The sequence below is a fragment of the Aequorivita sp. CIP111184 genome (assembly GCF_900489465.1).
Taxonomy (GTDB): domain Bacteria; phylum Bacteroidota; class Bacteroidia; order Flavobacteriales; family Flavobacteriaceae; genus Aequorivita.
Map to the genome: position 1 here is coordinate 1 of NZ_UEFQ01000023.1, position 274 is coordinate 274.

The 274-nt window shown below is 42.3% G+C and carries 1 protein-coding gene; it reads left to right on the forward strand.

All coding sequences use genetic code 11. The annotated features are described in order from the left end of the window. The coding region (locus AEQU1_RS09320; protein WP_220092316.1) for a hypothetical protein at positions 1–274 on the forward strand (274 nt) is incomplete at both ends.

Consider the following 274-nt stretch of genomic DNA (forward strand, 5'->3'; position numbering starts at 1 on the left):
TGCAAGTACAACTATTGATGTTTCATCATTCGATTGCTCTAACATAGGAACGAACAATGTAGTATTTACAGTAACCGATAATAACGGAAACGTTTCTACTTGTACCGCAGTGGTAACCGTGGAAGACACTGTAGCGCCAACAGCGGTATGCCAGAACATTACCGTACAGCTTGATGCTACTGGAAACGTGTCAATCACTGCTGCTGATGTGGATGGTGGTTCATCTGATGCATGTGGAATTGCAAGTAGAACTATTGACGTTTCATCATTCGAT